This window comes from Serratia sp. J2 (assembly GCF_046269175.1).
GTDB classification, from domain to species: domain Bacteria; phylum Pseudomonadota; class Gammaproteobacteria; order Enterobacterales; family Enterobacteriaceae; genus Chania; species Chania fonticola_C.
Window position 1 is genome coordinate 101,276 of the sequence record NZ_JBKABN010000016.1, and the last position, 25,643, is coordinate 126,918.

At 52.3% G+C, this 25,643-nt stretch carries 22 protein-coding genes; 15 read left to right on the plus strand and 7 right to left on the minus strand.

The genetic code is table 11. The annotated features are described in order from the left end of the window. Positions 1-507: 507 nt before the first annotated feature. On the minus strand, positions 508-3,207 hold the full coding sequence (locus tag ACKWMY_RS17150; protein ID WP_409486666.1) for a GH32 C-terminal domain-containing protein: 2,700 nt from the start codon (positions 3,205-3,207) through the stop codon (positions 508-510). 666 nt (positions 3,208-3,873) lie between these two features. Between ACKWMY_RS17150 and gspS the strand changes: the two genes are divergently transcribed. Beyond that, positions 3,874-4,266: a type II secretion system pilot lipoprotein GspS gene (gene gspS, locus ACKWMY_RS17155; protein ID WP_029711496.1), complete on the plus strand. Its 393-nt coding sequence runs from the start codon at positions 3,874-3,876 to the stop codon at positions 4,264-4,266. A gap of 49 nt (positions 4,267-4,315) precedes the next feature. On the opposite strand, the gene gspB is transcribed toward gspS, so the two are convergent. Then, a complete protein-coding gene (gene gspB, locus ACKWMY_RS17160; RefSeq protein ID WP_024530056.1) occupies positions 4,316-4,870 on the minus strand; it encodes a type II secretion system assembly factor GspB in 555 nt (184 codons plus the stop codon). A gap of 210 nt (positions 4,871-5,080) precedes the next feature. Further along, complete coding sequence (pulA, locus tag ACKWMY_RS17165) at positions 5,081-8,344, minus strand: pullulanase-type alpha-1,6-glucosidase (protein WP_409486667.1); 3,264 nt, start codon at positions 8,342-8,344, stop codon at positions 5,081-5,083. A gap of 507 nt (positions 8,345-8,851) precedes the next feature. Here pulA and gspC point away from each other — a divergent pair. The 14 genes from gspC to ACKWMY_RS17235 all read left to right on the plus strand — a co-directional run bounded on the left by gspC (position 8,852) and on the right by ACKWMY_RS17235 (position 21,862). After that, complete coding sequence (gspC, locus tag ACKWMY_RS17170) at positions 8,852-9,664, plus strand: type II secretion system protein GspC (protein ID WP_409486668.1); 813 nt, start codon at positions 8,852-8,854, stop codon at positions 9,662-9,664. Positions 9,665-9,682: 18 nt separating this feature from the next. Then, entirely contained in the window at positions 9,683-11,647 is a 1,965-nt protein-coding gene (gene gspD / locus ACKWMY_RS17175; protein WP_024530058.1) for a type II secretion system secretin GspD, read from the plus strand. Then, positions 11,644-13,149, plus strand: a complete 1,506-nt coding sequence (gene gspE / locus ACKWMY_RS17180) for a type II secretion system ATPase GspE (protein WP_409486669.1) — start codon at positions 11,644-11,646, stop codon at positions 13,147-13,149. The genes gspD and gspE overlap by 4 nt, the downstream gene beginning before the upstream one ends. Before the next feature lies 1 nt (position 13,150). Then, positions 13,151-14,374, plus strand: a complete 1,224-nt coding sequence (gene gspF, locus ACKWMY_RS17185; RefSeq protein ID WP_308870778.1) for a type II secretion system inner membrane protein GspF — start codon at positions 13,151-13,153, stop codon at positions 14,372-14,374. 28 nt (positions 14,375-14,402) lie between these two features. Beyond that, positions 14,403-14,831 (plus strand): type II secretion system major pseudopilin GspG, encoded by a 429-nt coding sequence (gspG, locus tag ACKWMY_RS17190; protein ID WP_024530061.1) that lies wholly within the window; start codon positions 14,403-14,405, stop codon positions 14,829-14,831. Next, a complete protein-coding gene (gene gspH, locus ACKWMY_RS17195) occupies positions 14,831-15,382 on the plus strand; it encodes a type II secretion system minor pseudopilin GspH (RefSeq protein ID WP_098930411.1) in 552 nt (183 codons plus the stop codon). Before gspG ends, gspH begins: the two co-directional genes overlap by 1 nt. Then, positions 15,379-15,744: a type II secretion system minor pseudopilin GspI gene (gene gspI, locus ACKWMY_RS17200; protein ID WP_074028120.1), complete on the plus strand. Its 366-nt coding sequence runs from the start codon at positions 15,379-15,381 to the stop codon at positions 15,742-15,744. The genes gspH and gspI overlap by 4 nt, the downstream gene beginning before the upstream one ends. Next, the gene (gene gspJ / locus ACKWMY_RS17205; RefSeq protein WP_409486670.1) at positions 15,741-16,340 is read left to right on the plus strand and encodes a type II secretion system minor pseudopilin GspJ; all 600 of its coding nucleotides are present in this window, start codon (positions 15,741-15,743) and stop codon (positions 16,338-16,340) included. The genes gspI and gspJ overlap by 4 nt, the downstream gene beginning before the upstream one ends. Beyond that, on the plus strand, positions 16,337-17,323 hold the full coding sequence (gene gspK, locus ACKWMY_RS17210) for a type II secretion system minor pseudopilin GspK (RefSeq protein WP_074028127.1): 987 nt from the start codon (positions 16,337-16,339) through the stop codon (positions 17,321-17,323). Before gspJ ends, gspK begins: the two co-directional genes overlap by 4 nt. Then, complete coding sequence (gene gspL / locus ACKWMY_RS17215; RefSeq protein WP_074028128.1) at positions 17,323-18,522, plus strand: type II secretion system protein GspL; 1,200 nt, start codon at positions 17,323-17,325, stop codon at positions 18,520-18,522. The genes gspK and gspL overlap by 1 nt, the downstream gene beginning before the upstream one ends. Beyond that, complete coding sequence (gspM, locus tag ACKWMY_RS17220; protein WP_024530067.1) at positions 18,515-19,003, plus strand: type II secretion system protein GspM; 489 nt, start codon at positions 18,515-18,517, stop codon at positions 19,001-19,003. The genes gspL and gspM overlap by 8 nt, the downstream gene beginning before the upstream one ends. A 94-nt stretch (positions 19,004-19,097) precedes the next feature. Beyond that, a complete protein-coding gene (locus ACKWMY_RS17225; RefSeq protein WP_409486686.1) occupies positions 19,098-19,736 on the plus strand; it encodes a type II secretion system protein N in 639 nt (212 codons plus the stop codon). A 57-nt stretch (positions 19,737-19,793) separates the two neighbouring features. Beyond that, a complete protein-coding gene (locus tag ACKWMY_RS17230) occupies positions 19,794-20,636 on the plus strand; it encodes a prepilin peptidase (RefSeq protein WP_409486671.1) in 843 nt (280 codons plus the stop codon). A gap of 131 nt (positions 20,637-20,767) precedes the next feature. Then, positions 20,768-21,862 (plus strand): succinylglutamate desuccinylase/aspartoacylase family protein, encoded by a 1,095-nt coding sequence (locus tag ACKWMY_RS17235; RefSeq protein ID WP_409486672.1) that lies wholly within the window; start codon positions 20,768-20,770, stop codon positions 21,860-21,862. 183 nt (positions 21,863-22,045) lie between these two features. On the opposite strand, the gene ACKWMY_RS17240 is transcribed toward ACKWMY_RS17235, so the two are convergent. From ACKWMY_RS17240 to ACKWMY_RS17255, 4 genes are read right to left on the minus strand one after another with little or no spacing between them, the layout of a single operon-like run. Continuing rightward, positions 22,046-23,275, minus strand: a complete 1,230-nt coding sequence (locus ACKWMY_RS17240) for a beta-ketoacyl-ACP synthase (RefSeq protein WP_199063315.1) — start codon at positions 23,273-23,275, stop codon at positions 22,046-22,048. Continuing rightward, positions 23,272-24,003, minus strand: a complete 732-nt coding sequence (locus tag ACKWMY_RS17245; RefSeq protein WP_409486673.1) for a 3-ketoacyl-ACP reductase FabG2 — start codon at positions 24,001-24,003, stop codon at positions 23,272-23,274. Before ACKWMY_RS17245 ends, ACKWMY_RS17240 begins: the two co-directional genes overlap by 4 nt. Then, positions 24,000-24,476 (minus strand): hypothetical protein, encoded by a 477-nt coding sequence (locus tag ACKWMY_RS17250; RefSeq protein WP_059201248.1) that lies wholly within the window; start codon positions 24,474-24,476, stop codon positions 24,000-24,002. Before ACKWMY_RS17250 ends, ACKWMY_RS17245 begins: the two co-directional genes overlap by 4 nt. Next, the gene (locus ACKWMY_RS17255) at positions 24,473-25,642 is read right to left on the minus strand and encodes a beta-ketoacyl-[acyl-carrier-protein] synthase family protein (RefSeq protein ID WP_409486674.1); all 1,170 of its coding nucleotides are present in this window, start codon (positions 25,640-25,642) and stop codon (positions 24,473-24,475) included. Before ACKWMY_RS17255 ends, ACKWMY_RS17250 begins: the two co-directional genes overlap by 4 nt. Position 25,643: the final 1 nt, after the last annotated feature.

Below are 25,643 nucleotides of genomic sequence, written 5' to 3' on the forward strand. Positions count from 1 at the left end.
GAACAGGCATGACAAGCCGGTATTATCAGATGCCAAGGCACATCGGTAGTGCCAGGCCGTTGCTGATAACCCGTTGATTGATTGTCTACATTCTGTTTATTTCAGAATGTAGCACGAACTACATTACTGAAATTTATCCAGTAGTACTAAGCTAAAACTAAAACTTCCATCGTCCATAAGGCCCCCGTGATGAGAATAAAGCGGTGAGATAGTAATGCTTGAACATAATAAATAGCAAGTAGATGTGATGGTTTTCATTACTACATATGTAACAGGATGAAAATATCATTTTTAAACGATATATCCATAAATTAAAATGGAGAGGTGATATTGTTAGATAGACAAGACATCAGAAAACTGAAGCCTATATAGTTAATTTGAATGTATTTTTAAAATTGAGTAAATATAATTAATTTTCTTTGAGTTACGATTATTCTTGACGGAAGGGGCACCGCAACATTATGAATTACCCCCGAGCTTACAGGAACCTCGGGGGCGGGGGCAGGGCTACTTATCAGCCCAAATTGATTTCAGCGGCCAGATGGTCATCGTAGCAATCGTCGCTGAGTTGCCTTGGCTGTAAACCTCAATGCCTGCGCTGGAAGGATCGGGAAATATCAGATCGGTCAGAACTACTTCACCTTTACCGGAAAAAACGGTGACTGAGGATGTATCAACAATAATGCGTAATTTCAGTATGCCGTCATCTGAAAGTGGCAGTGGGGCGCGGTGTTTGGCAGCAAAACCTGAAAAGAATGTGCTTTCACCCGATTTTGTCCGATCCAGATAGAGTTCGCCTGCCACTGCATCATAACCGATGAGGGTTTCTTCACCCTGTGCACCTTTACGGACTTTGAAACCGACTTCTGTAGCATGCTCCGGTTTCAATTGCGCCTCTATTTCATACACTTGTCCTTGCACATCAAAATCTGCCAACAGAGTGTCTCCTGCCGAGAGCACCGTCTCTTCTTTTAACTGGTAGAGCGGTTTACCACGCAGGCTTGTCATGCTTTCAACCGGGGCCTGGGTGAGTTTGACGTGGTCCCCCACCGTTTGCAGCTTCAACTCTCTGACCAAGGTCTGTCCACCGCGCCAAGGAGTGGTGGGTATACTACCGGCATAATCCCAATTGCTTATCCAACCGGCCCAATAACGTTTACCATCAGGAGCGCCGTTCCAGGAAACGGCAGCATAGAAATCGGAGCCAAAATCTGCCCAGTTGGCGGTTTGTTTTGGTTGGTCAGATAAGAGGATTTGGTCAACCAGTATATGACCCCAGCCACCGGTATTATTATCAATAACCTGGATTTGAGCATTCTCCCCTTTGAGTGATGCGACGTTCCACGACCGCCAGCCAAGGGCTTCAGAATTTGAGCCGGTCTCGCTATAGATGATGTTGTCATTAACCAGCAGATTTACCGTGGTTTCGGATGAAATCGGTTTGGCCGGTAGATCTGAGGCAATAAAGTGGTCGGCCAGAATATGGCCCCAGCCGCCGCTGTTGTCATCAATAATGGCGATCCTGGCCTGCTGCCCTTGATATTCGGCGACATCCCAATTGACCCAGTTCAGGGCTTCGCTGCCATTTCCGGTTGCGCTCCGCATGACCTCTCCATTTACCAACAGCACCACCGCCGTAGCCCCACTTTTGCCATAGGGATTATTGCCGCCGCCGATCAGGAAGTTGATATAGGGTTTTTCAAGGGTAAACGCGGGAGAGGTCAATGTTCCTATTGCCGAATCTCCATCTTCTTTATTGATTAATTTGCCAAAAAAGCTGTTTACCAGGTGTGAGCCCAGGAAGCCGGTGACTTGCTGCTGATCGCCAATGGTGCCAGTGGCAACCTGCTGATTGACAAAATCACCTTCAGCTGTCCATCCGAGTTGACTATAGGTCACCTTTTCATCACCTTCAAAATCTGCACCTGAGAACAATAGATCTCCCGCTGGCAATTCGGTTTTCAGGGTACTGTCAGCAACGTGGGGATGGTTGCCTCCGCCAACCATAAGGTTGATATAGTTATCGGTAATTTTAAACGTCGGGGACGTTACGGTGCCGATTGCCGCGTCACCATTGACGAAGGTATTCAGCAACTTCTCACCCTGATAAAGGCTTACTCCATTCTGACCTGGATTATTACCTTGCGATACATAGCTATCAACCAGATCTCCCGTTGCGGTCCATCCCAGTGAGTTATAGTCACCTTCGAAGTTCTCAACAACGGCGCCCTCTGGAGGCGTACTGTCAAAGACATTGTTGTCATCAGCCTCAAAGGTGGTACCGTTAAAATTACCGACAAAATACTGCGAGCCCGAACCGCCAACCGGCCCACCAGGGTTAAGGTTGATGACCATCACCCACTTCCTGTTTGCGGGATCACCATCGACGGGGAGTTCGAATAAATCAGGGCACTCCCACACGCCAGCAGTGGCATTTATTGGCCCGAATTCACTCATAAACGCCCATTCGCGTAGATTTTTAGAAGAATACAGGACTGCTTTATGCTGGGTGGCGAGTACTGCGACCATTACCCATTTTTTTTCCGGTTCGAACCAGAACAGTTTAGGATCGCGGAACTCTCGGAATTGATCTTCATAGCCGGTTGGTGGCAAAGGCAATACTGGATTATTGGCATACAACTGCCAAGTGCGGCCTTTATCCAGGCTATAAGCGAGAGATTGTGCCTGAGTGCCTGCCTCAACGGTTTTACCGTTTGCCAATGTCATACTTGCCGGATAATAGCTGGTATACATGGCTACCATGGCGGGTTTGCCTGGCTCACCCAAGCCGCTGGTGTTATCGATATCGACGACAGCACTGCCAGAGAAAAACATCTGAGTTGCCTTTCCCTCAGCATCTTTCTCAACGGCTAAAGCCACGGGTAGCTCTTCCCAATGTACCAGATCGGTGCTGATGGCATGGCCCCAGGACATGTCGCCCCAGCCATTACCGTTAGGGTTGTATTGATAAAAAAGATGATACTCCCCATCGTAATAAACTAATCCGTTAGGATCGTTTTGCCAGTTTTTAGCTGCGGTATATTGTAATTGAGGTCGATACTTTTCCAGGTAAGAGGATTGAACATGCTTATCATCGTTTGGGGGATTACTGTTAGTTGAGTTATCGCAACCGTAAAGCAGTGTGGCACTGACTGCGATGATTAACCCAGGGGAAAGTTTTTTTTTCATAGGATGACCGTAAGACATAACGTTCCTTGTAGTAATTTTGTTAAAAATGGACGAGGGGGAACAATATATTCATCCGCTCATTGTATTTAACTTCTATTATATAAATATTATATCTAACGCGTTTTTTTGCTTTAAAATTGAAACGATTCAGCTTTTTTATAAATAAGACCGAAAAAAATTTATGCATTACTGAATCTTATGGATTGAAACTGCAGTAAAACCGCTAGCCAAGCAAGAGGGTATTTTTTGTTTGTGACTCAAATCAAAATTAATTTAATTATTATCGTTTCATTGCTTTTTTATTGTGATTTAAGTTGAATAATTGGTTGAGTTTGCTGCATGATTAATGTATCGATTCAGCTTTCAATCCTTTTATGATAGAAAAGGGCGGCCATTAGGCTTCAATCTTGTCATGTAGAGATGTAGTACCTTGAATGAAAAGGAGCTGAAGCCATTTTTTCAGTGTCAGCCATTGACGCTGTGGATTAATAACCGCTCAATCATAGATATCGTTAATCCTGGCGCGCAGTGCTCTACTTGTGTGGCGACGAGGTAAAATGCAAAGCACTGAAAATGAATCTGCAAGCGGGATCGCAATAAGGAAAACTTTTCTCTCTAGCCAGTGACAGTGCTGAGGGATTTGTTAAAATAGAACCACTTAATCAAAATAAGATTATTATTATCATGCAGTTAACTCTGGTTTTTCGTCTTGTCCCCGTGTTGTTTTTGCTGGCCACTGCGGGGTGTCAGCAACCACGTTCTTCTCTGCAAAAGGGTCCGACCCCCCTTAATGAACAGGTAGAACAGCTGGCGTCGGTGGTTGCTGGTACCAAGTATTTAAAATATAAGTGCAATCGTAGTGATTTACCCAGCGATGCGGTCATTGACAAGGTTGCCTACAAAGTCGCCAAGCAACGGGGCTGGAATAGCTCTAGCTACGGGGCTTTGCCGCAGCGTAGTGAGGAAATTTATCAAAGCCTGATGAGAGACAACACGCCGGAACAAACCAAGTGCAGCAGCTTTAACAGCCTGTTAGCACCTTTTACCGCCGAACTGCGTGCAGACAGCAGCAGTTAGTGAAGACCAACTTGATATCCTGCGCCAAGTGACGGGATGGTGGTAAGGTTTATTCTGATCCTTCGGCGGTGCTTTCTCTATCAACCTTGCCGCCCGGCCAATCCTCGAGCGCGTCAAGTGTGAATACTTCGCCATTGAAGTTAAAGATAGTCACGTCCTGTTGTATTTGCTCAATCGTAAGGTTGGGGGCCGGGCTGTCGCCTTCCTGATAACGCTGACCGTTCAGCGTGATGCTGCGTTTGTCATCTTCCGATGCGTAAATGTGCGCGCTATATCTTAAAGGGGCTAATTCATCACTGGCTAAGGAGGGGGAGGCTTTTTTATCTGATCCCACTTGTTGCGCCGGTTTATTTTTATCATGCACTGTTTCTATATCAGCGTTGGGGACCGTCTGCCTGGACACCACTGTTTTTACCGCGGCAGAGGGGGCAACTTGAGCTAACGCGGGGGCTGCGAAAGCTTCGTTGTTACGCCAGTGCTGTGCGGAAAACCAACCTATCGCTATTAACAACAATGCATATACTGGCAGCAGATAGCGGGGAATAAACAGCCCCTTGGCTGGCTGGACGCTGACTTCTGGCTCTACTATCGATTTATTGTCCACATCCCTGAACCTTTAATTAACGCTGATTTCTACAGCCAGAGGTTGTTTTATTGGCGTGTCGCCAATACTGTGGCAACGCCAAAGTATGAAGGGTATATCCTGCCAGAAAACTCGGGTCAATAGCTTTGTACTTATATTCAGGATTGATGTGACTCCGTTGGTTTAACCTTTCGTTTCGGGCCACCTGATAGTGACCCGAAGCGGACCGTTTTATTTACTGCTTACAGGCAATCCTGAGCCTTGGGCTGCGACTTGTTGTTTGACCAACAAGGCCACCGACCAGGCTGGTACTGTAACGCTGCCCTCTGCGGTAATGTTGACACCGGAGGCGAGTGAGCGGTCTCCCAGGTTTTGTTGGATCGTGCTCAGGGTGAGGTTTTCACCGGTAAAGTCATTGAGCGTTCTGGCTTCCGGCGCTGCGTTGATGATAACGACTAACGCATCGGCTTGGGGATCAAGATCGTTTCCGGCCTGAACCCCGTCATCAATGGTCATCACCAGTAAGCCAAGTTGCTGTTCTGCACCTGTGTTACGGAAATCGACACGCTTCATCACTTCATGGCCGCTACCCAAGGCAATCAGAGGCGAAGATTGGCGCAGTTGGGTGAGTTCCTGATAGAACGAGGTCATCTGCGCGATCTCTGTTTGACCAGGTGTGGCAACCGCATCTTTTACGCTGGCGATCAGCGAATAGTTGTCACCATCATCGCTGATGCGTGGCATACCAACATTGAAGTTGTTGTCTTGATAGCTGTAATCCACACGGTTGTACCAGTCCCCAGCATCATATGAGTCACGGGTAAATGACTTGGAACGCAAGAGTTCTGAACCTTGTTGATCGAATGCCAGCCCTTGACCCAACAACGTCGTGGCCAGTGACACCGCCTGCATGCGGACGCGAGTGGTGAGATCGGCTTCACGTGCGGCTTTGTAACTGATCATATCCCATAAGGTTTGGTTGTCGTGTTTGGAAACATAGTTGACCACTTCGGTCGGATCGTTGGCATAACCCCCAATCGCCCCGTTATAGTCAATTTCGCTGCCTTTCCTGACGGAGCCATCTTTATCGATCAACAGGAATTCAGCCAGGTTGCCAGCCATGCCCAGACGGGTCAGATCGGCCAGATGGCGCACGGTATCCTCATTTTGCTGGGTTAACTCGTTAGCCAATACTCCAGCGCCGTTACCCACCCCCTGGTTTTGACGCAAGGCATCACCAGAGTCAAACGGGCCGCCTCCACGAACAGCATCACGCAGGCGATCGGAGAAGGTGCCAATGCCGGTACCTTTTAACGTGATCTGCGAAGCGATTTCGAAGCGATCGTCCTGACCAGAATTCCAACCTTCACCAAAGAAATAAACGCTGTGATTCACCGATTTTACTTTCTCCCGGGCAGCCAGGATTTGTGCTTTCGGATGATAGCCCATCAGGTCAAAGCGGAATGCATCAATCTTGTAGTCTCGGCTCCAGACCACCAGAGAATCTTCAATCAGTTTGGCAAACATACGGTGTTCGGGGGCTGAGTCGGAACAGCAGGTGGCCGACTCTACACTGCCCGTAGTTTCGTTCAAGCGTTGATAATACCAGGGCACGATTTTATCCAGCACCGAGGTACGATCCGTTGGGCCAGCCGCATTGGTGTGGTTATAAACCACGTCCATGATGATGTTCATGCCCAGTTGCTGCTTGATGGTCTGCACCATGGTACGAAACTCTTTGATGCGGGCAGTGCCTTCGGGATTGGTAGCGTAAGAGCCTTCAGGCACCGTGTAGTGGAACGGATCATAACCCCAGTTGTAGGAGTCAGTCTGAGCCACATAGCCATTCAATTCCTGCACCTGCGGGTTGTCCTGGCTGTCATTCTGTTTCAGTTCTTCTAGTACATCTCCGATGGAGGTTGAACTTCCACAGTAGCCGGCAAAACGGCTTTGCTTAACGGCGCTGTTCAGTTCACAAAGCCGACTGAATGGATGGGTGAGATCCGCCACTTTGTCGTTGAACTCATTGACGGTTGCCAGATCGAACACCGGTAGCAATTCAATGTGGGTTACGCCAGCTTGCCCAAGCTGCCTGAGATGCTGCACCATATTGCTATCGGTGGCAGTCAACGCCAGATATTTGCCCCGCACCTGTTCAGGAACGGTCTGATCCCAGGCGGAAAGATCGCGGATATGCGACTCATGGATGACCATTTTGGCAATATCAGCCTGGCTGGTCTGCGGGTGTGGCATGGTCAGGCTGTCCCAGCCTTCTGGTTTCAACGCGCTGTCATCGAGATCCACAACCTGGCTGTATTCGGAGTTGGTGGAGAGGCTATGGGAGTAAGGGTCGGTGACCTCATACTGCTCTACTTTGCGCGATTGTGGATGATAAACGGTCAGGGCGTAACGATAAAAAGCGTCTTTAAGGTCGTGACTTCCTTGATATGACCAGGCACCGGAATCGTTATCCCTGGTCATCGGATGGCTACCAATGACTTTTTTATCCGCACTGTAGATCACCAGTTCTGCCTGTTGGGCCGTTGGTGCCCAGACTCGGAAAGTGACGCCAGAATCGGTCAGCAGAGCACCATATTCCAGGCTTTCCGCAGCGGCTGAGAAGCGATCATCGAGCACGCCAGCGGTCTGTACCTGAGTCGCTGAAATAAGAATACCGTCCTGATTGGCAGCCAGGGCGACGGTCTCGCCGCTAAGCAGTTCGTCGACTTTTGCATTATCCGGCAACTTGAAGGCGGCATAACCTGAAAGGTGAGGGAAACGCGATCCCAGTTCCTGGCTGATGCTGGTCGGTGTCAGAGAAAGATAGCGATCGGTAAATTTCCCTTCGCTGTTGGCGGCCACTTTGCCACTGTGGTTATAGTACAGACGTACGATAGGTTTCCCTTCCCCGGCTGGCCATAGCAGGGTGTGTTTATCTACCCAATGGGCTTCAGCCAGAGCTACCCCAAAGGCCGCGCGGAAAGCTTCTGCACGGGTATCATAAAGCGTGCTGCTACCTGCAAGGGTAGAAACGGTCCTGTCCGGAAAGTCACTGAACGATAAACGCATATCCGCATCAATCAGCTTGTTGGTGCCATCACGCAAAATGAAGTTGATACATCCAGTCGTTTTGGTCAGTGGGAGCACCCAATACGGGCCATAACTGTCGCTGCCTGTCGGTGTTGTACTGGTGTCATTCCAGTCCCCAGAGGGGTTATCCAGGGCGTCACAGGTGTCGTTATTCCATAAAAACAGGTTCTTGGTACTGTAATCAGCGGCGGAGCCGCTGGTGATACCAGCAATATCGACCAGATGAATTACCGCCTGGTTTTCACCTGCCATGACGGCTTCGCTAGGCATCGCAATGTCAGGTAGGCGTGCAATCGGTTCTTGGTTGTTGGTGTCAGGGCTAACGTCTGAAGAATTATTATTATCACAGCCGCTTAATATGACAAGCGAGCCGAAAAGTAGGGCATTACAGGTATTTTTCAGCATTCTAAATTCCCTATCAGGCTTACATTATAGAAAGTAAAAAATGGTATCAATGTGTAAAGCAGTGGTATTAGATATTGCATGATGAGGAGGAGCATCCTCCTGCTTTAGGAGGAGGAGGGGCGTAGGTGGAAGGAGGAACCGAAGTTTAGAGGAGGGAGATAAAACAGGTTAAAGCGCTTTTATGCTAGCGAGATTAAGAAATAAATAGCTATAAAAACAGAAAGATAAATTATTTCGATAAGCAAAAATAATGATTTATTATTTAGGGGAGTATGTATAAAGTAAACAGTTCTGAGAGGATGTATTCAGAAACGTAAGGGCTGACAGCGGTAATGAGTTGTAAGGTTTTAGTCATAATCTTACATATTCTCAAACGACAATGCCCCCAACGATATGCCCACCGATTGACTGATATCGGTGAACTTCTAGCTGGCGTAAACAGAGAAGCAGGCAAAGGAAGGCAAGATGCGATTTTCTGTAATGTTATCGGTGTGCAGAGAGGCTACTTTGAGGCTGTTAACGCCGCGATGGGCTTTATGCGTGCTGTCACTGTTGATTTGCAATCAACTCGCCTTGCTTACCTGGCATGGGCTCCTGCCCCCTGAAATATCCCCCGTACGCTTATCCAAAGCAGACTTTGCACCAGTAACAACGGGAGGTGGAGGTGAGTCTGAACGTTACCGCTTCACCCTCTTTGGTACTTCGGCACCCTCATCTTCCGCCACTGAGCATTCGGTCTCTGACCAAACCCTGCGTAATGCACCGCCTTCTTCTCTCAAGCTAAACCTGACCGGCATTGTCGCCAGCCCCAGTTCAGAGCGTTCCATCGCCATTATCGCCAAAGATAGCAAACAGTTCAGCCTTGGCGTGGGGGAGCAGGTGCCTGGTTATGACGCCCGAATTGCGTCAATTTTTGCCGATCGTATCGTGATCTCCTATCAGGGCAATTATGAATCGTTGTTGCTGTTCAGCGAGCAACCCGAGGCCGCTAAAAGTGAAAAAAAACCCTTAGCGTCGCAGCTCAAGGCACAGTTGCAAAAGCAGCCGCAAAGCATTCTCAATTACCTGAATATCTCACCGGTGATGGTGGATGACAAACTCATCGGCTATCGGCTCAATCCGGGCAAAGAAGGGGAGTTATTCCGCAAGGTCGGGCTGCATGAAAACGATCTTGCCGTAGCGCTTAATGGCCTGGATCTGCGCGATGCACAGCAGGCTCAACAGGCATTGAAACAGCTTTCAGAACTCAGTGAACTGAATCTTACCGTTGAGCGTGGCGGTCAGTTACAGGATATCTATTTGGCTCTTGGAGATGACTAATTGTTGAATACAAAAATAATCAGGAGCTTACGCATTGTGCTACTGGCGGTGATGCTGCTTGGTACTCGGCAGGGCTGGAGTGCCGAGTTTTCTGCCAGCTTCAAGGGAACGGATATTCAGGAGTTTATCAACACGGTCAGCAAAAACCTGAATAAAACGGTGATTATCGATCCTGCCGTACGCGGCACTATCACGGTACGCAGCTATGACATGCTCAATGAGGAGCAGTATTACCAGTTCTTCCTCAGCGTGCTGGACGTTTATGGCTTTGCCGTGGTGGATATGCGTAACGGCGTGTTGAAAGTGGTGCGTTCCAAGGATGCGAAAACTGCGGCGGTGCCGGTAGCCAGCGATGCCCAGCCGGGCGAGGGTGATGAAGTGGTGACACGTGTCGTGCCGGTCAATAACGTGGCGGCACGCGATCTTGCCCCGTTACTCCGTCAATTGAACGATAACGCCGGGGCTGGCAGTGTTGTGCATTATGAGCCTTCCAACGTGTTGTTGATGACCGGGCGTGCAGCGGTCATCAAACGCTTGATGGCGATTGTTGAACGCGTTGACAAGGTCGGTGACCGTAGTGTGGTCACGGTACCGCTGGCCTATGCGTCTGCTGCTGAAGTCGTCAAGCTGGTCACCGAATTAACCAAGGATGCCAGCAAATCAGCGATGCCAAGCCTGATGGTAGCCAATCTTGTTGCGGATGAGCGAACCAACTCGGTCTTGGTCAGCGGAGAACCCAACTCCCGCCAGCGGATTATCGCCATGATCAAGCAACTGGATCGTGAGCAGGCCGTGCAAGGTAATACCAAAGTGATTTACCTGAAGTATGCCAAAGCCACCGATCTGGTTGAGGTGTTGACTGGCGTCAGTACCAGTATTCAAAGTGAGCAACAGAATGCCAAGCCAGCGGAAGCACTGCGTAAAGACATCACCATCAAAGCCCATGAGCAAACCAATTCACTGATACTGACGGCGGCTCCGGATGTCATGCGAGATCTGGAGAAGGTGATAGCTCAGTTGGATATTCGCCGTGCACAGGTACTGGTAGAGGCGATTATCGCAGAGGTACAAGACGCCGATGGTTTGAACCTGGGAATACAGTGGGCTAACAAGAATGCCGGAGTGACGCAGTTCACCAATACCGGTTTGCCTATCACCACGGCGATTGCCGGAGCCAATCAATACAATCAGGACGGGACGGTTAATAGTACCCTGGCCAGCGCTCTCAGCAGTTTTAACGGTATTGCTGCCGGTTTTTATCAGGGCAATTGGGCTATGCTGCTGACCGCGCTTTCCAGCAGTAGCAAGAATGACATTCTGGCGACACCGAGCATTGTCACGCTTGACAACATGGAGGCGACGTTCAATGTCGGCCAGGAAGTTCCTGTCCTCTCCGGCTCGCAAACGACGTCGGGCGATAATATCTTCAACACGGTGGAGCGTAAAACCGTCGGCATTAAGCTGAAGGTCAAACCGCAGATCAACGAAGGGGATTCCGTGCTGCTGGAGATCGAGCAGGAGGTTTCCAGTGTGGCTGATGCGGCTTCCAGCAGCAGCGCTAATCTGGGGGCGACCTTTAATACCCGCACGGTCAATAACGCGGTGCTGGTAGGCAGCGGCGAAACCGTGGTAGTGGGTGGCTTGCTGGATAAAACCGTTCGCGACAGCAGCGACAAGGTTCCGGTGTTGGGGGATATTCCGGTGCTGGGCTATCTGTTCCGCTCCAACAGCAAACAGGTTTCCAAGCGCAACCTGATGCTGTTCATCCGCCCATCGATTATCCGGGATCGTGACCAGTATCGCCATGCCTCCTCAGAAAAGTATCAGGCCTTTAATCAGGAACAAGACCAACAGCGCGGCAAACAAGGGAGCGTAGCCACGCTGAACAATGAGGTATTGAAGTTGCCACCCGATCAAAACGGTGCCACTTTCCGCCAGGTTAATGCCGCGATCAGCGCATTCTATTCAACGGGGGGACGATGAATACCCTCCCAGAGGACCTGAGTGAATTGCGCCCGCAGCTGCCATTTGCCTATGCGCGTGCGCAACGCATTTTGCTGTTGCGGGATCATGCTGGGTGCCGTGTGCTCCGTCTGGCGGAAACCACCGCCACAGCATTGCTTGAGGCACGTAGGGTTGCCGGGTGTGGGCTGACTATCAGCACGGTATCGGGTGACGAGTTTGAGAAACAACTGGTGATCAGCTACCAGCGCGATTCGAAAGAGGCGCGACGCATGATGACCGATATCGGCAATGAAATGGATTTTTATACCTTGGCAGAAGAGCTACCCGACAGCGACGACTTGCTGGATGCCGATGATGATGCCCCTATTATCCGCCTGATCAATGCGATGCTGACTGAAGCCATCAAGGATAAAGCATCGGATATCCACATCGAAACCTATGAACGCCACTTGCAGATCCGTTTCCGGGTCGATGGCGTATTGCGTGAAATTCTGCGCCCTCAGCGGCGGTTGGCCTCTTTATTGATCTCTCGCATCAAAGTCATGGCACGGCTGGATATTGCCGAAAAGCGGATCCCGCAGGATGGGCGCATGGCACTGCGAATCGGTGGCCGAGCCATTGATGTGCGGGTTTCGACCTTACCGTCTAATTATGGTGAACGAATTGTTCTGCGTTTACTGGATAAAAACAGCGTCAGTCTGGATCTCGCCGCGCTTGGCATGTCTTCACCTAATCGGCGGCAGATCGATGAACTGATCCAGCGGCCACATGGCATTATCCTTGTCACCGGTCCGACAGGGTCGGGTAAGAGCACCACCCTCTATGCAGCATTGAGCCGCCTCAATGCCAGCGAACGCAATATCATGACGGTCGAAGACCCGATCGAGTATGAACTCGAGGGTATCGGCCAGACGCAGGTAAACCCCAAGGTAGATATGACATTTGCTCGCGGTTTGCGGGCCATTCTGCGTCAGGATCCTGATGTGGTGCTGGTTGGGGAGATCCGCGACAGCGAAACCGCTCAGATTGCGGTTCAGGCTTCACTGACTGGGCACCTGGTACTCTCCACGCTGCACACCAACAGCGCGCTGGGGGCCTTATCGCGGCTGCAGGATATGGGCATTGAGCCTTTTTTGCTCTCCACCTCATTACTGGCCGTATTGGCACAGCGACTGGTTCGTACACTCTGCCCCGATTGTCGTCAAACTTATGCAGCCGATCCGGTCCTGGCCGATCAGATGGGGATTTTACCCGGAACCCCATTATGGCAACCGAAGGGATGCTCGCAGTGTAATTTTACCGGTTACCGTGGGCGTACTGGTATTCATGAACTGCTGTTGATTGATGACCGAGTGCGTACGGCTATCCACCAGGGAGAGAGTGAGTTCACGATTGCTCGTCAATTACGTAATGAATACAAAACATTGCGCCAGGGGGGATTGGAAAAAGTATTGGCGGGCGAGACCAGTTGGGAAGAGGTGATCCGCGTGACCGAAAGCCAGTCTCAGGAAGAGGGATGACATGGCCTTATTTCATTATCAGGCGTTAGACGAGCGCGGCAAAAAACGGCGGGGAGTGCAGGAAGCGGATTCAGCCCGCCATGCCCGTCAACTTTTACGCGAGCAGGGGTTGGTCCCTGTAAGCCTGGACGAAGGACAGGATGAACGCCAGCAGGCCCAAAGCGGGCGGCGTCTTTCATGGGGGCGGGGGATTAGCAGTGCCGATCTGGCGTTGTTGACTCGTCAGCTTGCGACCTTGGTTGCCGCTTCCTTACCCTTGGAGGAGGCGCTTGAGACCGTGGCAAAACAGAGTGAAAAACCCCGGCAGCGCAGCCTGATGGCCGCAGTGCGCACCAAAGTACTGGAGGGACATTCCCTGGCGGAGGCCATGAGCGGTTATCCCACCAGTTTTGAGCGGCTGTACTGTGCGATGGTGGCGGCGGGTGAGGCTTCTGGTCACCTGGATCTGGTTCTGAACCGGTTGGCGGATTACACCGAGCAGCGCCAGCAAATGCGAGCTCGTATCCTGCAGGCGATGATTTACCCCTGCGTGCTGACGGTGGTAGCCATCAGCGTGATCGCCATTTTACTTTCCGCCGTCGTGCCCAAGGTGGTGGAACAGTTTATTCACATGAAGCAGGCACTTCCGCTATCAACGCGTGTGCTGATGGGGCTGAGTGACGGAGTTCGAGCTTTTGGCCCTTGGGTGCTGTTGTTGCTGTTATTGGCGCCGATGCTGATGCGCCTGTGGCTGCGCCAAGAAGCGCGGCGCATTGCTTTCCATCGGCAGTTGCTGCGCCTCCCGGTGATCGGACGCATCGCACGAGGGCTCAATACTGCCCGTTACGCCAGAACGCTGAGCATTCTCAATGCCAGTGCAGTGCCCTTGCTGCAAGCGATGCGCATCAGCGGAGAGGTATTAACCAATGAATATGCGCGCCGCCAGTTGTCATTGGCGACGGAATCGGTGCGCGAGGGGGTGAGCCTGCATCGGGCTCTGGAAATCACTGCGCTGTTTCCCCCGATGATGCGGCACATGATCGCCAGCGGTGAACGCAGTGGGGAACTGGACAGCATGTTGGAACGCGCGGCAGACAATCAGGATCGGGAGTTTACTGCCCAAATGCAGTTGGCATTGGGGCTTTTTGAGCCCTTGTTGGTGGTGAGTATGGCGGGCGTGGTGCTGTTTATCGTTTTGGCGATCCTGCAACCAATCCTGCAATTAAATACCTTGATGAGTATGTAAATTCAATCTGCAAATAACGGAGAGAAAAATGCGGCAACAGCGTCAGCGAGGTTTTACCCTGCTGGAAATTATGGTGGTGATTGTGATCCTGGGCATCCTGGCGAGTCTGGTAGTGCCTAACCTGATGGGAAACAAAGAGAAGGCGGACCATCAGAAGGTCGTCAGCGATATTGTCGCGCTGGAGAGTGCGTTGGATATGTACAAGCTGGATAACAGCCGATATCCCACCACCGAACAAGGGTTGCAGGCACTGGTGACCAAGCCCTCGGCACAACCGGAACCGCGCAGTTATCCCCAAGGTGGCTATATTCGCCGTTTGCCGCAGGATCCCTGGGGGGCAGACTATCAGTTGCTTAGCCCGGGCCAACACGGTCAGTTAGACGTTTTCTCTTATGGCCCAGATGGCATACCGGACACCGAGGATGATATCGGTAACTGGACTATTGGTAAGAAGTAGTGCGCCAACGCGGCTTTACGTTGTTGGAAATGATGCTGGTTGTGCTGCTGATCGGGAGTGCAGCCAGTTTGGTGATCATGTCATTTCCGGCCATGCAACAAAATAACCCGCAGCTACAGCTGAAACGCTTTCAGGCTCAGTTGGCGTTTGCCATGGATGCCTCGGTGCAAAATGACCAGTTGCTGGGGATCCAGGTTCGACCAGATGGCTGGCAATTCCAAATGCTACAGCGTCAGGCCGCTGAAAAACGCGGGGCAGTATCTGGCTCGGATAGTTGGCAAGGTTACGTTTGGCAGAATTGGCAACCCCGTCAGGCGGCGTTAGGGAGCCAAATGCCTGATGATATCCGGCTCAAGCTGCATTTCCCCGATCGGCAGGAGTGGCCGCGTGCTGTGGAATCGGCACCGGAACCCGATATTCTGCTGTTACCCGGCGGGGAGGTTACACCGTTTGAGCTGGTTTTCAGTGAGGCCGGTAGCCAACCCTTGGTTTGGCTTCGTGTAGATGCAGCAGGCGCGATCGATTCGTCAGCAAACGGAGCCGCACAATGAATACCCAAAGAGGGATGACATTGCTCGAAGTGCTGGTGGCACTGATCGTTTTCGCTTTGGCGGGGTTAGCCGTGCTGCAAACCACGGCACAACAGGCTGGCAGCATTGGCCGTATGGAGGAAAAAATACTGGCAAGCTGGTTGGCGGATAATCAACAGGTCAGGTTACATCTTGAGAAAACCTGGCCGGAAAAGCGCTGGATCGGCACCACGGTGACCTATGCGGGCGAGGAGTGGTCTGTACGCTGGCAGGGGGTTGATACCGAACTGGGTCAATTACGGGCACTGGATGTTGAGGTGAGGCGTCATAAAGAAGACGCTGCGCCAGTGGTTTCTTTACGCAGCTACGTGGTGCGGGAATGAATTGCCGTAGCCAGCGGGGCTTCACGTTGCTTGAGATGCTGTTGGCATTGGCGATTTTTGCTGCGTTGAGCATCAGTGCCTTCCAGGTGTTGCAGGGGGTGATGCGCAATGATGAGATTTCGCAGCGTAAGGCTCAGCGGTTGGCCGAGCTTCAACGTGCCTTTATACAGTTGGAAGGGGATTTCGGTCAGATCATCCCTCGCCATCACAGAGGGAATGAACGCGTGTTTTCAGCGGCGCGCTATCAATTACAAAGTGAGGACTGGGGCGTCTCTTTCATGCGCAACGGTTGGCAAAACCCGATGGGGATGTTGCCCCGTGCCGAGTTACAACCGGTGGGATATCGTCTGCGCCATCAGCAGTTAGAGCGGTTGAGTTATGCCCATGCGGATCCGCTCGTTGGGGAGGAGCCGGTGGTCAAGGTTTTGCTCGATGAGGTCAGTGTCTTTCGCCTGCGTTTTTTTGCTGAGGGTACGTGGCGGGAGAGTTGGAACAACGCGTCGGTTTTGCCGCAGGGGATTGAGGTGACATTAGTGGTTGCTGGCGTGGGTGAATTGACCCGGCTGTTTTTGATCACGGCGGTGGGGCAAGAATGAGGGCGCGGCAAAAGGGCGTTGCCCTGCTGGTGGTGTTGCTGATCCTGGCGCTGATGGTGACGATTGCTGCGACCATTGCCGAGCGAAACGGGCGCACTTATCTGCGTACCGCTGCTCATTTGGATCGCCAGCAGGCAAAATGGTATGCCCGCTCGGCAGAAGCACTGGCGGTGAAAATTTTGCAACGAGATGCGCTGGACTCACCTAATAAAACACATTTGGCGCAAAACTGGGCGCAAGAGCAGCGCCGTTTTCCCGTTGAAGGCGGGGAGGTGTTTGGGCAGATTGTTGATGGCCAGGCCTGCTTTAATCTCAATGCCATTAACCAAGGGGCTGCTACTGAAGGTATGCAGCCGATATTGCCTTACCCTACCCAGGTTTTTAGACAGCTGCTAATCAACCTGGGGGAAGACCCCCTGCGTGCGACGCAGATAGCCGCGGCTCTGCGTGACTGGATAGACAGTGACAGCGAGCCAAGCATTGATGGCGCTGAAGATGAGGTCTATATGGCCCAGGCGGTGGCTTACTTGCCTGCCAATCAACCCATGCAGGATGTCAGCGAGTTGCGGACCGTCTCTGGGGTTGATGCCAGCCTTTATCGGCGTCTTTTACCTTACGTTTGCGCGTTGCCAACACAGACGCTGCTGGTAAACGTTAATACCCTGAGTGAGTCTCAAGGACCATTACTGGCGGCGCTATTTCTCAAGGAGCTTGATTCAGCCATGGCGACTCGATTGTTACAACAGCGTCCACGTGAAGGGTGGAGCAGTACGACGGCATTTTTGGCACAGGTTGCCCTTAAGGACATCGACACCTCAACGGTCAGATCGCTGCTGACGATAAAGAGCGAGCTGTTTTTAGCCCGTTTCACCGTGCTGATGGGGGAGACTCACTATAGCCAGCGCAGCCTGTTGCGCAAGGCCGGTAACAGTTTTCAGGTGGTACAGCGGCAATATGGATTAAGCATGATGGTGGAGCCTTGATGCCTAACAGAAAGCCCCGTGAGCAAGCCAGGTTGATACTGCGCTTACCCAGCGATGAAGCACAGCCAGTGCTGTGGTATTTCGCTTCAGCAGACGGTCATCAGCAAGGTAGTTTGGCTATGGGGGAGAACGATGAGCAATTGGTGAGCCTGCTTGCCAGATACCCTGCCTGGGTATTGGTGCCTGCGAGCGAGTTGGTTTTCCATCGTGTGACGCTGCCTCGTCGTGCCAGGCGTCAGCGTTTGCAAGTGCTGCCGTTTATGCTGGAGGAGCAATTGGCAACGGAGGTTGAACGGCTGCATTTTGCCATTTTGCAGCAACGTGGTGATGAGTGTGACGTTGCGGTAGTTGATAAAAGCCTTATGCATCAGTGGATAGCCCGTTGTGAACGTCTAGGGGGGCAGGTGCAGGCAATGTTGCCAGATGTGCTGGCGTTACCCTTGGCCGCCGACGGTTGGAGTGCGGTCAATCTCAATGATCAATGGCTGTTTCGCCGGGAAAAGTATGCCGGGATGATTGTTGAATCCTCCTGGCTATCGGAGTTTTTGGCCGTGTGGGCACCGCCGGTCATTGAAAGCTACTCTGCACCACCAGCATCCACTACTAGCCCTCCGGAATGGCGTGTTCAGCCACCGCGGCATTTACTGCAGTTGGCGGCAGAAGGCGTGCACGATAGCGGAGCCGATCTGCGCCAGGGCGAATTCATCCGCTCGAGCCCCTGGCGTGCTCGATTACGCCCCTGGCGAACCGTGATGATGGCATTAACAGTGTATTTACTGCTGTTGTGTGTGAGCGCCGGGCTATCTCATTACCGGCTTTGGCAACAGGCTGAACATTGGCGGCAGGAAAGTGTGCGGGTCTACCAACAGCTGTTTCCGGCTGATAAAAAGGTGGTTAATCCGCGCGTGCAGATGCAGCAGCACTTGCAGCAATTACAGCCTATCGAGCAAGCCGGTGTGGTCGCACAGATGCGCCAATTGCAACAGCTGATGGCGGAAAACTCGGCAATCCGGTTCCAGGCGCTGTCTTATGACGCTGGCCGTAAAGAGCTGAAGGTCGATGTACAGGCGGCCTCTTTTCAGGCGTTGGAACAGTTTCAGGTTGCTGCCGGGCAGCATTACCAGGTGCAACCTGGCGAAATCAAGCAGAATCCAACTGGGGTAGAGGGCCGACTGACTCTGGGGATAAAGGATGAATGAACTCAAGCACCGCTGGCTACAGCTCAGCCTTCGGGAACGAGGTTTGGTTCTGGGCTGTGGTGTATTGGTTATCGTGAGCTTGTGCTACTACGCACTATGGCTGCCCTGGCAACAACAGGCTAGCCAATGGCAGCGTACTATCGCCCGTGAAAAAAACACGGTGGAATGGATGTTGCAACAGGCTCCGCGCTTGCGCCAACAGGGGGCACAACCCATACAGGAGACCTCCCTAAGCTTGTCGGCCAGGGTGGCACAGAGCGCAGCAGCTCAAAACATGAACATTACCCGCATGCAGCCTCAGGGAGAGCGGCTGGCGGTCACGCTGGAACCTGGCGATTTTAATGCCTTGATGCTTTGGCTCACACAGTTGGAAAAGCGCTATAGCGTTCGCATTGTGGCGCTTGAGGTGGCGATGCGTCCCGATAAACCAGGATGGGTGACGGTAAACAAACTGATGCTGGAGCGCAGCGATGGGCGCTAAAGCCAAAAAGGCCGTACTTTTGTTGGCTTGTTATCTCCTATTGCTGGGAGGACACGCGCCGGCACGGGTATTACAAGTTTTTATACCCGCAGATATGAAGGTCGGTGGCTTTTCTGGTTCCCTGTGGCAGGGCAGTTTGCACCAGTTAAGCTGGCGTAACATTATGCTGGCAAAACTGAACTGGCAGTTCACTTTCTCCTCTTGGATGCCAGCCTTAGAGATTGAGCTAAGGGATCCGCAAGGCTTGCAGGGAGCCGGAATCCTGCGTGGTTGGCTGGATCTTCAACTGCATGAGTGGCAACTCTCTGTTCCTGCAGATGTTGTGCGCCAACAGCTGTCGTTGCCTTTGCCGATCACCGCCCAGGGAGAGCTGCAACTGCGGTTGCAACAAGGAGAGTTCAGTTCCGCTGGTTGCCGGAGTCTTGGCGGTGGTGTCGTCAACTGGCAGCACGCACAGTTGGCGACTCCGTTGGGGGCGTTGGAGTTGGCCAACGTGCAAGGCCAATTGAGCTGTGATGGAAAAGGGGCTCTGGTGTTGGTGTTGAAACAAGACTCCTCTCATCTGAGCCTTATGGGGCGTGGCACCGTCGGATTTGACGGGCGCTATCAGTTCAACGGTCAGGTGCGCCGAGGGCCGGTATTACCGGAGGCGATGAGGCCACTGATAAATCAGTTAGGCAGGGCTAACGATCAGGGGCAGATAGCCTGGCAGGTTCAGGGGCGGTTGCTTTAAACGGACTGGCTGTCTTAAAAGGTTGGGTAGGTATTTGCCTGACTGTGGGGAGGTTTTTTGAGTTTATTACTGGATTTTACTGTTGCATTTCCCCTTCTCTGGCTGGGTGTCGTGGGGATGTTTGGGGCCATAGTGGGTAGCTTTCTGAACGTGGTGATTTATCGATTACCGGTGATGCTGGAGAAGCAATGGCAGCGCGAGGCGCTCGTGCAACTGGCGCTGCCCTTACCTGAATCCATACCGCGCTTTGATCTGCTATTACCGCATTCCTGTTGCCCGCATTGTCAGCATCCTATTGCGGCCAGGGACAATATACCCCTGCTGAGTTTTCTGTTGTTAAAGGGGAAGGCTCGTTGCTGTGGTGAGCGGATCCCAAGGCGCTACCCGCTGGTTGAAGTGGCAACGGCTATGATGTTTGTGCTGACGGCGCTTATATTCCCGCTAGGTTTCCCCTTGCTGGGCGCCTGGACATTGCTCTCTTTTTTGCTGACGCTGGCAGTTATTGACCATCAGACACAACTCTTGCCAGATGTGCTGACGTTGCCACTGCTGTGGATCGGACTTTTATTCAATATTCAGGGGCATTTTGCCTCGTTGGAACAGGCGACGATTGGCGCAGTGGCAGGTTATGTCTGCCTATGGAGCGTGTTCTGGCTATTCAAGCTGGCAACCGGTAAAGAGGCTCTCGGCTATGGTGATTTTAAATTACTTGCGGCGTTAGGGGCCTGGTTAGGTTGGCAAGCGTTGCCACAGGTGATTTTGGTTGCAGCGGCCAGTGGTCTGCTGGTTACGTTGATACAGCGAGGGTTGGCAAAACAAGACCTTAATCAACCGTTAGCCTTTGGTCCATGGCTCGCCGTGTCGGGCGCGGCCAATATGTTTTTACCCTGGAGCTTTTAAGCGCCTATGCCTTGATTAGAGGCACTGGTAAGCGCACCCAGTCTTGTTCCTGAAGTACGGCTTTTGCTAGTCGGTTGACCAATGATCAAAAATTTTTTATGTGTTACTTACTGATACTAAAGGGAATAATTATGCATAAGGTTACGATGTTGGCGGTGTTGCTTACGGGGATGCTTAATGCTCAGGCGGCAACGATTTATACCGGAGATAAAATTGAGGGTAATCCGGTTATCAGCAAGTTGGATGTAGACGATCTGGAGGCAGGAAAGGTTTATCGCTTCATGTTCCAAGGGACCAGCAATGGGATCGGTCAACACTGGTATGTTCCCGTTATGGTGGCCAAAGGCGCACAGCCTGGTCCTAAGCTGGGTCTACAAGCGGCGGTCCATGGTGATGAACTAAATGGCACCCGGGTGATACAGCAGGTATTTGAAAAGCTGGATCCCGCAGAGTTGAAAGGCAGTGTGATCGGTGCCGTGGGCGCGAATCCTTCTGGCATGTTGGCCAATAACCGAAACTGGCAGTTGGCCAATGACGGGGGGGATATGGTCGATTTCAACCGGGTTTGGCCGGGCAAAGAAAAAGGTAACGCTGCCGAACAACAGGCTTGGCTGTTATGGAATAATTTGTGGGCGGGCAATGCCACCCTGTTCATTGATATGCACACACAGAGCCGGGGTACCGAATATCCCTTGTTCATCTATGCGGATTACCGTAACCCGCAGGTGAAGCAAATGGCTGAATTGTTCCCGGCGGACCAGATTAAAGCCGATCCTGGTGAGAAAGGCTCTGTCGAAACCACTTTCGTTGAAAACAAGATCCCTGCCATTACACTCGAAATTGGCAAGCCCAAGCTTTATCAACCTGAACTTATCGCGCGTAGCTTGACAGGGGTGCGTAACCTGATGGTTCAACAAGGCATGACAGCCGGAACATTAGGGGCAACGGCTAAAGAGCAAAAAACCTTTATCGGTAATGAAATGAGCTCGATCCGAGCTGAGGTTGGTGGATTTACCGAGATTCTGGTTAACGTCGGCGATTCGGTGGTCAAAGGGCAGAAAGTGGCCGTTCAGCGTAATGCTTTTGGCGACACCATTCGGGAATATACCGCGACCCATGATGGTCGAGTGTTAGCTATCGGCAATGATCCATTGCGCGAACCGAGGGCTTTGCTGGTTCGTATCCTGTTCAACAATCCTGAGCCTCAGTGTGCCAATGGTTGCTAATTGACATTAGGCATCTGTAAATGTCGGGATCACGGGGTGGCCTGCTGCAACAATCTGCTTGAAGCCCAGTGGATCTATCCCGTTGGTGAGTTGGTCACACATGGCATGAGCTTGCTTGCCCAGGCGAGTGCCAATCGGCTGGCAACGCCTGCCGATTGGCGGTTTCCTGGTGATTAGAGTTGGTTATGCCCAGCGTTTGATAACAATCGAGGTGTTGATACCACCAAAGGCAAAGTTATTGGTTTGCAGAAACTCGCAGTCGATATGACGGGCTTCTCCCATGATGTAATCAAGTGCGCCGCATTGTTCATCAGGGGTACGCAGATTTAGCGTTGGTGCGAACCAGCCTTCACGCATCATCTGCAGGCTCAGCCAGGCTTCCAGTGCTCCACAAGCCCCCAAGGTGTGGCCGAAGTAACTTTTCAACGACGAGATCGGCACGCTGTCACCGTAGATCGCGGCGGTTGCCTGACTTTCGGCAATATCACCCCGATCGGTGGCGGTACCGTGGGCAGAAATATAGCCGATATCACTTGCTTGCAGACCGGCCATCTTCAACGACTGCTCCATGCAGATCTGCATGGTTTCACGTTGAGGCTGTGTGATGTGTGCCGCATCACAATTGGTGGCAAAGCTGACGATTTCGCCGTAGATGGTTGCGCCGCGTGCTTGCGCATGCTCCAGCTCTTCGAGGATCAGCGTACAAGCACCTTCACCAATCACCAAACCATCGCGGTTCTGATCAAATGGGGAAGGGGTGGCATGCGGTTCATCATTACGTTGGCTGGTGGCAAATAACGTGTCGAATACGGCGGCCTCGGAAGGACACAGTTCTTCTGCCCCACCGGCAACCATCAGGGTCTGATAACCGTGGCGAATAGCCTCCCAGGCATAGCCAATGGCCTGGCTGCCTGAGGTACAGGCGCTGGACGTCGGGATCACACGTCCGCGCAGGCCGAAGAATAACCCGGTATTGACCGCGGTAGTATGAGGCATCATCTGCACATAAGTGGTGCCCGTGATGTTATTGGTGTGCTTCTCGGTCAGCATGGTGGCGAATTCGCTCACCGGGCCAGTACTGCCGGTGGATGAGCCATAAGCGATACCGGTCTGGCCGTTGGTTAGCACCGGGTTACCAAGAAGCCCGGCCTGCTCCAGAGCCAATTCCGTTGCGCGGGTCGACATAAGCGACACCCGCCCCATTGAGCGTATACGTTTACGGGTATAGTGTTCTGGCAGCACGAAATCATCGATTGGGGCGCCCAGCAGAGTGTGCAGGCCGTCATAGACTTGCCATTCAGGCATGTGGCGTACGGCGTTTTTATAGGCCAACAATTTAGCGGATACCGCCTGCCAGTTTTCACCGAAGGCGGTAATACCGCCCATACCTGTAATAACTACCCGACGAATCATTGCATCCCTCCGTTGATAGAAATGACCTGACGAGTCACGTAACCGGCTATATCTGACATCAAATAGCTGGCAAGCCCGGCGACTTCCTCCGCCAGGCCCATCCGTTTCATCGGGATCATCGACATGGCTTCCTTTAACGCTGCCTCTTCCATTTTTATCATGCCGGTATCGATCAGCCCTGGGGCAATGCAGTTGACGGTGATCTTGCGTTTTGCCAGTTCTATCGCCAACGCTTTGGTGGCGCCAATAATGCCTGCTTTGGCCGCACTGTAGTTCACCTGGCCCCGATTCCCCATGATGCCAGAAACAGAAGATAGTGTAAGGATGCGGCCACCTTGACGTTGGGCAATCATTGGCATGATGCAGGGCTGGATCACGTTGTAGAAACTGTCCAGATTGGTGTGGATCACCTCATCCCAATCATCATCGCTCAATGCAGGGAAGGCGGCGTCGCGAGCGATCCCGGCATTGCTGACGATGCCGTACCATGCCCCATTCTCTGCCAGATCTTGCTCGAGGACCTCCCGGCACTGCTGACGATTGCTAATGTCGAAACAAAGTAGGCGGCCTTGTCCTCCGGCAGCGGTAATTGCGGCCAGCGTTTGTTGTGCACCAGCTTCATCCTGGTGATAGTGTATCCCAACGATGAAACCGTCAGCGGCTAACTGGCTGGCAATAGCACGTCCGATACCTTTGCTGGCTCCGGTGATGAGAATTGAACGACTCATGCAGTAGATCCCTGATTAAAAAGCATTGTTGATTCTTCTGGTGTGGGCTGGAAGGTATTGACGCGACCGGTGGCCAGCGTGTCACCTTGCGCGCCAATAACACAGTCAAAACTCCCGAAACGGTCATCATGTATCAGCAGCTTGATTTGGATGTCTAGCATTGCATCTGCTGGTAGGTAACCCGCGGCACAGACCAATTCCCTGGCTCCAAGCACCATACCGAGGGCGATCCGCTGTTCTCCTCGCTGATGACGATGCCACCCGGACCAAACGCCGATGGTTTGTGCCATCAATTCCAGTGCGTACCAACCAGGCAGCTCGCCTTGCGCATTGAGGAACGGCGCCAGCACGCTGTCGCTCCTGACCTCAACCCGGCAATGTGCGCTGTCTTCCGTCACGCTGATAACCTCTGCCAACAGCAGCATTGGGGCGTCGTGGGGCAGATATTCCGCCGGTGATAAGTAATGGCTCATGCCAACCTCCCCAGCAGGATGCTGGCGTTATTACCGCCAAAGGCGAAAGAGTTAGACAGAATGACCGGGCGCATCAGCGGTTCAGCCGCATGCAGTAAACCACAGGGCGGTAATGTCGGATCCGCCGGAGAATGGCTGAAGTCTTGCGCTGGCAGTGGTAGGTCATAGAGCAGAATAAGCGCGCTAAGAGCCGCCTCGGTGATGCCCGCAGCCCCCAGGGTATGCCCGGTTAAATGTTTGGTGGAGCTGCAGGGCACGCTTTCACCGAACAGATCGTGAACCACTTTGGATTCGATCTGATCGTTGAGCAAGGTGGCAGTTCCATGCAGGTTGATGTAACCCACCTCTTCGGGGTTAAGCCCCGCGTCTTGCAATGCCTGTTCAATGGCTCGCAAGGCACCGGCACCCTGCGGATGGGGTGCCGAAATATGGTATGCATCGCTTGACTCACCTACCCCCAGCAGCGCGATGGGGTTCGGCTCGCGGGTAAGTACCATCAGTGCCGCTCCTTCACCAATTGTGATCCCACAGCGATCGCGGCCAAACGGCTGGCAAAGCGTAGTGGAAAGAGACTCCAGGCTATTAAAACCGTTGATAGGCATGCGGCTTAAGGTATCTGCGCCGCCAACAATCGCGATATCTGCCAGGCCAGCTTCAATAAGACGGCGCCCGCTGATGATTGCGCGGGCACTGGAAGAACACGCGGTGGAAAGAGTAAACGCAGGGCCATTCAGGCCCAACCAAGCGGCGAGGAAGCGTGACGGATCGCCCAGCTCTTGTTGTGGATATTGCCAGCTCGGGCTCTCTTCATGGTTAGCAACATGGCTAACATGTCGATCGCCTTCATCCAGCCCAGAGGTGCTGGTACCTAACACTACGGCGATGCGGTCGGCGCCAAAGCGAAGCAGCGCGTCATCTACCACGGGCTGAATTTGCGCCAGAACGGCCAATAATAATTGGTTATTGCGGCTGCGATGTGCGGCAAAATTGTCTGGAATAGCGGGTAATTCTCCGTCGACGCCGCCTAATATCGCGTCCTGTTGGTTCTGTAACCAATGCTCACGCTTGCGCATGCCGGGCGCTGTTCCTTGGGTCAGGTTGGCTGCAATCTCTTCTGTCGATTGGCCCAAAGCGTTAATCATGCCGATAGCAGAAATGTAAATCATA

Excerpts from the sequence above, each read along its gene's own strand:
- ACKWMY_RS17150 (WP_409486666.1), bottom strand. The coding sequence starts at position 3,207 with ATGTCTTACGGTCATCCTATGAAAAAAAAACTTTCCCCTGGGTTAATC.
- gspS (WP_029711496.1), top strand. The coding sequence starts at position 3,874 with ATGCAGTTAACTCTGGTTTTTCGTCTTGTCCCCGTGTTGTTTTTGCTG.
- pulA (WP_409486667.1), bottom strand. The coding sequence starts at position 8,344 with ATGCTGAAAAATACCTGTAATGCCCTACTTTTCGGCTCGCTTGTCATA.
- gspE (WP_409486669.1), top strand. The coding sequence starts at position 11,644 with ATGAATACCCTCCCAGAGGACCTGAGTGAATTGCGCCCGCAGCTGCCA.
- gspF (WP_308870778.1), top strand. The coding sequence starts at position 13,151 with ATGGCCTTATTTCATTATCAGGCGTTAGACGAGCGCGGCAAAAAACGG.
- gspG (WP_024530061.1), top strand. The coding sequence starts at position 14,403 with ATGCGGCAACAGCGTCAGCGAGGTTTTACCCTGCTGGAAATTATGGTG.
- gspI (WP_074028120.1), top strand. The coding sequence starts at position 15,379 with ATGAATACCCAAAGAGGGATGACATTGCTCGAAGTGCTGGTGGCACTG.
- gspJ (WP_409486670.1), top strand. The coding sequence starts at position 15,741 with ATGAATTGCCGTAGCCAGCGGGGCTTCACGTTGCTTGAGATGCTGTTG.
- gspK (WP_074028127.1), top strand. The coding sequence starts at position 16,337 with ATGAGGGCGCGGCAAAAGGGCGTTGCCCTGCTGGTGGTGTTGCTGATC.
- gspL (WP_074028128.1), top strand. The coding sequence starts at position 17,323 with ATGCCTAACAGAAAGCCCCGTGAGCAAGCCAGGTTGATACTGCGCTTA.
- gspM (WP_024530067.1), top strand. The coding sequence starts at position 18,515 with ATGAATGAACTCAAGCACCGCTGGCTACAGCTCAGCCTTCGGGAACGA.
- ACKWMY_RS17225 (WP_409486686.1), top strand. The coding sequence starts at position 19,098 with ATGAAGGTCGGTGGCTTTTCTGGTTCCCTGTGGCAGGGCAGTTTGCAC.
- ACKWMY_RS17235 (WP_409486672.1), top strand. The coding sequence starts at position 20,768 with ATGCATAAGGTTACGATGTTGGCGGTGTTGCTTACGGGGATGCTTAAT.
- ACKWMY_RS17240 (WP_199063315.1), bottom strand. The coding sequence starts at position 23,275 with ATGATTCGTCGGGTAGTTATTACAGGTATGGGCGGTATTACCGCCTTC.
- ACKWMY_RS17245 (WP_409486673.1), bottom strand. The coding sequence starts at position 24,003 with ATGAGTCGTTCAATTCTCATCACCGGAGCCAGCAAAGGTATCGGACGT.
- ACKWMY_RS17250 (WP_059201248.1), bottom strand. The coding sequence starts at position 24,476 with ATGAGCCATTACTTATCACCGGCGGAATATCTGCCCCACGACGCCCCA.
- ACKWMY_RS17255 (WP_409486674.1), bottom strand. The coding sequence starts at position 25,642 with ATGATTTACATTTCTGCTATCGGCATGATTAACGCTTTGGGCCAATCG.